This window comes from Pseudoscardovia radai (assembly GCF_002259605.1).
GTDB lineage: Bacteria > Actinomycetota > Actinomycetes > Actinomycetales > Bifidobacteriaceae > Pseudoscardovia > Pseudoscardovia radai.
Window position 1 is genome coordinate 1 of record NZ_MWWR01000030.1, and the last position, 5,975, is coordinate 5,975.

At 62.1% G+C, this 5,975-nt stretch carries 3 rRNA genes; all 3 read left to right on the forward strand.

The features are described from left to right. Positions 1 to 418 precede the first annotated feature (418 nt). The 3 genes from PSRA_RS09005 to rrf all read left to right on the forward strand — a co-directional run bounded on the left by PSRA_RS09005 (position 419) and on the right by rrf (position 5,800). Positions 419 to 1,946: ribosomal RNA gene (locus PSRA_RS09005) — 16S ribosomal RNA — on the forward strand. 468 nt (positions 1,947 to 2,414) lie between these two features. Continuing rightward, positions 2,415 to 5,492, forward strand: a 23S ribosomal RNA gene (locus PSRA_RS09010). Positions 5,493 to 5,682: 190 nt separating this feature from the next. Next, positions 5,683 to 5,800: ribosomal RNA gene (gene rrf / locus PSRA_RS09015) — 5S ribosomal RNA — on the forward strand. Together the 16S, 23S and 5S rRNA genes form the textbook arrangement of a ribosomal RNA operon. Positions 5,801 to 5,975: the final 175 nt, after the last annotated feature.

Here is a 5,975-nt window from a genome sequence, read left to right on the forward strand (position 1 = left end):
GGGTTTTGGGTTGGTTTTGGTTGGGGTTTTGGGAGGTTTGCGCGAGGCCTGGGGTGTTTAGTGTTTTGTAGGGNTTTGGGGGTGTTGGTTGGGGGTGGGTTTGCGTTGTTGGCTGGGTTCGTGTATGTTTCTTCCTTGCTGCCTCGCGGGGCGGCCGGCCGGAGGGTTCCGGCGGGTTTTCTCGCGGGTGTGGTGGTGGTTTGAGAACTCAAGAGCGTGTTTTGTGCTACTTTACAAGTCATTTGATTGCCAGCGGGGCGACGCCCTTGCGCGTTGGGCGCGTGGGTGCCGGGAGGCCGTGAGGTCGCCCTGTGATGTGGTAGTGCGGCATGGGTGTCCTTCGGGGCGTCCGTGTTGCCTGTCATTTCTTTCTTTTGTTTGATTTTGGGAGCCGTTTGGTTTCCTTTCGCGTTTTTTTTTCGTGGAGGGTTCGATTCTGGCTCAGGACGAACGCTGGCGGCGTGCTTAACACATGCAAGTCGAACGGGATCCCGCGGGCTTTGCTTGCGGGTGAGAGTGGCGAACGGGTGAGTAATGCGTGACCAACCTGCCCTGTCCCCCGGTATAGCTCCTGGAAACGGGTGGTAATGCCGGATGCTCCGCGTCCCCGCATGGGGTCGTGGGAAAGCTTTCGCGGGATGGGATGGGGTCGCGTCCTATCAGCTTGTTGGCGGGGCAGCGGCCCACCAAGGCTTCGACGGGTAGCCGGCCTGAGAGGGCGACCGGCCACATTGGGACTGAGATACGGCCCAGACTCCTACGGGAGGCAGCAGTGGGGAATATTGCACAATGGGGGGAACCCTGATGCAGCGACGCCGCGTGCGGGATGGAGGCCTTCGGGTCGTGAACCGCTTTTGTTTGGGAGCAAGCCTTCGGGTGAGTGTACCTTTCGAATAAGCACCGGCTAACTACGTGCCAGCAGCCGCGGTAATACGTAGGGTGCAAGCGTTGTCCGGAATCATTGGGCGTAAAGGGCTCGTAGGCGGTTCGTCGCGTCCGGTGTGAAAGCCCATCGCTTAACGGTGGGTCTGCGCCGGGTACGGGCGGGCTTGAGTGCGGCAGGGGAGGCTGGAATTCCCGGTGTAACGGTGGAATGTGTAGATATCGGGAAGAACACCGATGGCGAAGGCAGGTCTCTGGGCCGTCACTGACGCTGAGGAGCGAAAGCGTGGGGAGCGAACAGGATTAGATACCCTGGTAGTCCACGCCGTAAACGGTGGACGCTGGATGTGGGGCCCGTTCCGCGGGTTCCGTGTCGGAGCTAACGCGTTAAGCGTCCCGCCTGGGGAGTACGGCCGCAAGGCTAAAACTCAAAGAAATTGACGGGGGCCCGCACAAGCGGCGGAGCATGCGGATTAATTCGATGCAACGCGAAGAACCTTACCAAGGCTTGACATGTGCCCGACGCGCCGGGAGACCGGCGTTCCCTTCGGGGCGGGTTCACAGGTGGTGCATGGTCGTCGTCAGCTCGTGTCGTGAGATGTTGGGTTAAGTCCCGCAACGAGCGCAACCCTCGCCGCGTGTTGCCAGCGGGTAGTGCCGGGGACTCGCGCGGGACCGCCGGGGTTAACTCGGAGGAAGGTGGGGATGACGTCAGATCATCATGCCCCTTACGTCTTGGGCTTCACGCATGCTACAATGGCCGGCACAGCGGGACGCGATGCCGTGAGGCGGGGCGGATCCCTTAAAGCCGGTCTCAGTTCGGATCGGAGCCTGCAACCCGGCTCCGTGAAGGTGGAGTCGCTAGTAATCGCGGATCAGCAACGCCGCGGTGAATGCGTTCCCGGGCCTTGTACACACCGCCCGTCAAGTCATGAAAGTCGGCAGCACCCGAAGCCGGTGGCCCTTCCCCTTGTGGGTGGGAGCCGTCTAAGGTGAGGCTGGTGATTGGGACTAAGTCGTAACAAGGTAGCCGTACCGGAAGGTGCGGCTGGATCACCTCCTTTCTATGGAGTCTTGAATAATATATCGGCGCTTTTGTCTCGCTTCCCGTTGCGGGGGGCGTGGGCGCCGGCTGGCAGCGGAAAGAATCGGATGCTTGTATTTCGCCTCTTTCGGGGGCGGGGTGGCATGGGGCATGCTCTTGGGCTCCCGGGCCGCGACCTGGTGGCCTGGCGTCCCGCGGGGCGCGCCGACCGGTGTTTCCGGTGGGGCGTGGCTTGCGCGCGGACCCGTGGTTTGAGAACTGGATAGTGGACGCGAGCGGGCACGGCCCGCCTCCCTTCCCCCTTTTCTTGGGGGTGTGTGGTGGCGTGGCTTGTTGCTCGTTGTGATTTTTCCTGATTCCCGGCGCCTAGCGCGCCGGGGTCGATCGTTTTGTGATCGTCAGTGTGATGATTGTCGTCTGGCATTTCCGGGCACTTGGTGCCCGGGCTCGTTCGCCGGCGTGCGCGTGCGCCTTTCGTGGCGCGTGTGTGTATGCCGGTCAGGGCTTTTGGTGGATGCCTTGGCACATGGGACCGATGAAGGACGTTGGAGGCAGCGATATGCCCCGGGGAGCCGCCAGCCAGGCTTTGATCCGGGGGTGTCCGAATGGGGGAACCCGGCAGCCTTGATGGGCTGTCACCGCATTCTGTGCGGGGGGTACGCAGGGAAGTGAAACATCTCAGTACCTGCAGGAAAGGATATTCCGTGAGTAGTGGCGAGCGAAAGCGGAGGATGGCTAAACCTCGCGCGCGTGATACCCTCCGGGGGTTGCGCGCGGGGTGTCGTGGGAGCGTGTGTCCCGTTGCCGGAGCGGCGGGGCGGAGTGATAAAGCGGCGTGTCGGCCGAACAGGCTTGGAAGCCTGGCCGTAGTGGGTGATGGCCCCGTAGGCGAAGGCGCGCCGCCTCCGTATCGTGTTTCCCGAGTAGCGCGGGTCTCGTGGAACCCCGTGTGAATCCGCCCGGACCGTCGGGTAAGCCTGAATATTCCCGTGTGACCGATAGCGTACTAGTACCGTGAGGGAAAGGTGAAAAGCACCCCGGGAGGGGAGTGAAAGAGTTCCTGAAACCAATTGCCTACGATCCGTCGGGGCCCTCGTTCGCGGGGGTGACGGCGTGCCTATCGAAAAATGAGTCTACGAGTCAGTGGCGCGTGGCGAGGCTAACCCGTGTGGGGGAGCCGTAGCGAAGGCGAGTCCGATAAGGGCGTTTTGAGTCGCGTGTCCTGGACCCGAAGCGGGATGATCTAGCCCTGGGCAGGTTGAAGCGTGGGTAAGACCGCGTGGAGGACCGAACCCACCTGGGTTGAAAACCGGGGGGATGACCTGGGGCTAGGGGTGAAAGGCCAATCAAATTCCGTGATAGCTGGTTCTCTCCGAAATGCATTTCGGTGCAGCGTCGCGTTCCTGCCTGGCGGGGGTAGAGCTACCGGTTGATCGAGGGCCCGTTGCGGGTACCGACCTCAGCCGAACTCCGAATACCGTTCAGGTTCATCGCGGCAGTGAGTCGGCGGGGGATAAGCTCCGTCGTCGAGAGGGAGACAGCCCAGACCGTCGTCTAAGGTCCCCAAGCGTGTGCTAAGTGGGAAAGGATGTGGGGTCGCATAGACAGCCAGGAGGTTGGCTCAGAAGCAGCCATCCTTGAAAGAGTGCGTAACAGCTCACTGGTCTAGTGGTCCTGCGCCGACAATGTAGCGGGGCTCAAGCACACCACCGAAGACGCGGCAGCAGGATTTTTTCCTGCTGGGTAGGAGAGCGTCCCCCGTGGGGCGAAGCGGCGGCGTAAGCCGGCCGTGGACCGCGGGGGAGTGAGAATGTAGACATGAGTAGCGAGACGCGGGAGGGTATCCCGCGCGCCGGATGACCAAGGGTTCCAGGGCAACGTTCGTCGTCCCTGGGTGAGTCGGGTCCTAAGGCGAGGCCGACAGGCGTAGTCGAATGGACGAAGGAGTCGATATTCTCCTACCGGCTCGGGACCGTCCGGTCCGAGACCCATGGCGCCGACCGCGCGCCGTCCCTCGTGTTCCCTTCGGGGTTCGCGTGGGGTGGTTTGTCGCGGGGCGGGCCGGGGCAGTAGGGCAGCGTCGTGGTGACGCGGGGAGGAAGCCGTCCGCGGAGGTGGTTTTCCGTGGTCAAGCATGCGGGCCGCGTGGTCGTCAAGTACGCCGCGCATGAGGCCGAGGTGCGATGATGGGCGCCCTTGTGGCGCGATACACGGTGTTCCCTTCCCGCCGAGAAAAGCCCCGGCGCGAGGTCCCGAGGCGCCCGTACCCCAAACCGACACTGGTGGTCTGGTAGAGTATACCAAGGCGATCGGGCGAATCCTGGTCAAGGAACTCGGCAAAACGCTCCCGTGCCTTCGGCATAAGGGAGGCCCCCTCGGGTGAGGCCCTTCGCGGGCGGAGCCTTGGGGGGCGGCACAGGCCAGGGGGTAGCGACTGTTTACCAAAAACACAGGTGCATGCGAAGGCGCAAGCCGCTGTATATGCACTGACGCCTGCCCGGTGCCGGAAGGTCAAGAGGATCCGTCAGCTTTAAGCGAAGCGGTGAATTCAAGCCCCGGTAAACGGCGGTGGTAACTATAACCATCCTAAGGTAGCGAAATTCCTTGTCGGGTAAGTTCCGACCTGCACGAATGGCGTAACGACTTCCCCACTGTCTCGACCAGGAGCCCGGCGAAATTGCAGTACGAGTAAAGATGCTCGTTAAGCGCAGAAGGACGAAAAGACCCCGGGACCTTTACTATACCTTGGTATTGGCGTTCGGTTCGGATTGTGTAGCATAGGCGGGAGGCTTTGATCGCGTGGCGCCAGCCATGCGGGAGCCGCAAGGTGAAATACCGTTCTGTCCGGATTGGACGTCTAACCTCGACGAGTCATCCTCGTCAGGGACAGTGCCTGGCGGGTAGTTTAACTGGGGCGGTTGCCTCCCAAAGAGTAACGGAGGCGCGCAACGGTCCCCTCGGCCCGGTTGGCAACCGGGTGTTGAGTGCAATCGCACAAGGGGGCCTGACTGCGAGGACGGCGGTCCGAGCAGGGACGAAAGTCGGTGATAGTGATCCGGTGCCGGCGCACGGGCGCGGCATCGCTCAACGGATAAAAGGTACCCCGGGGATAACAGGCTGATCATTCCCAAGAGTCCATATCGACGGGATGGTTTGGCACCTCGATGTCGGCTCGTCGCATCCTGGGGCTGGAGCAGGTCCCAAGGGTTCGGCCGTTCGCCGATCAAAGCGGCACGCGAGCTGGGTTCAGAACGTCGTGAGACAGTTTGGTCTCTATCCTCTGCGCTCGTTGGAATCCTGGGGAGCCCTGCCCATAGTACGAGAGGACCTGGGTGGACGAACCTCTGGTATGCCGGTTGTCGCGCCAGCGGCACGGCCGGTTGGCTACGTTCGGTTGGGATAACCGCTGAAAGCATCTAAGCGGGAAGCCCCCTCCGAGATTAGGATTCCTTGACGCCCCTGGGGCGTCGTGAGACCCCTTGAAGAACACGAGGTCGATAGGCCGGTGGTGGACACCCCGCGAGGGGCGGAGCCGACCGGTACTAACGGTCGAACGCATACACACATCAACATCTTCATACTCGCACGTTGGCGGACGACCCCCACCGGGGGCTACGGACGGCAAGCAGCATACTGCGCGACACACGACGAGAACGAAGAATCACCTACGCGTCCCTGTCCGGTCCCCAAACCACGGGAACCCCCGGCCGACACCACCCCACGCGGGGCGGGACGGACGGGATAACAGAAGGATTTGCGGCGGCCATGGCCCGGGGGAAACGCCCAGTCTCCATTCCGAACCTGGAAGCTAAGGCCCGGCACGGCGATGGTACTGCACTCGGCAGGGTGTGGGAGAGTAGCACGCCGCCGCTCTATTACTCACAAAAGGGGTGAGCAAGCACAGCTTGCTCACCCCTTTTTCCATATCTGCGCCAATATCGTGTACCCATACCCGGACACGCGCATCCCAGGCACTATAGCCAGACACACAGGCCGTGAAAGCCAGGCTCCCACGGCCTTTTCGTATTCGCTAGGGAAATCGGAACCA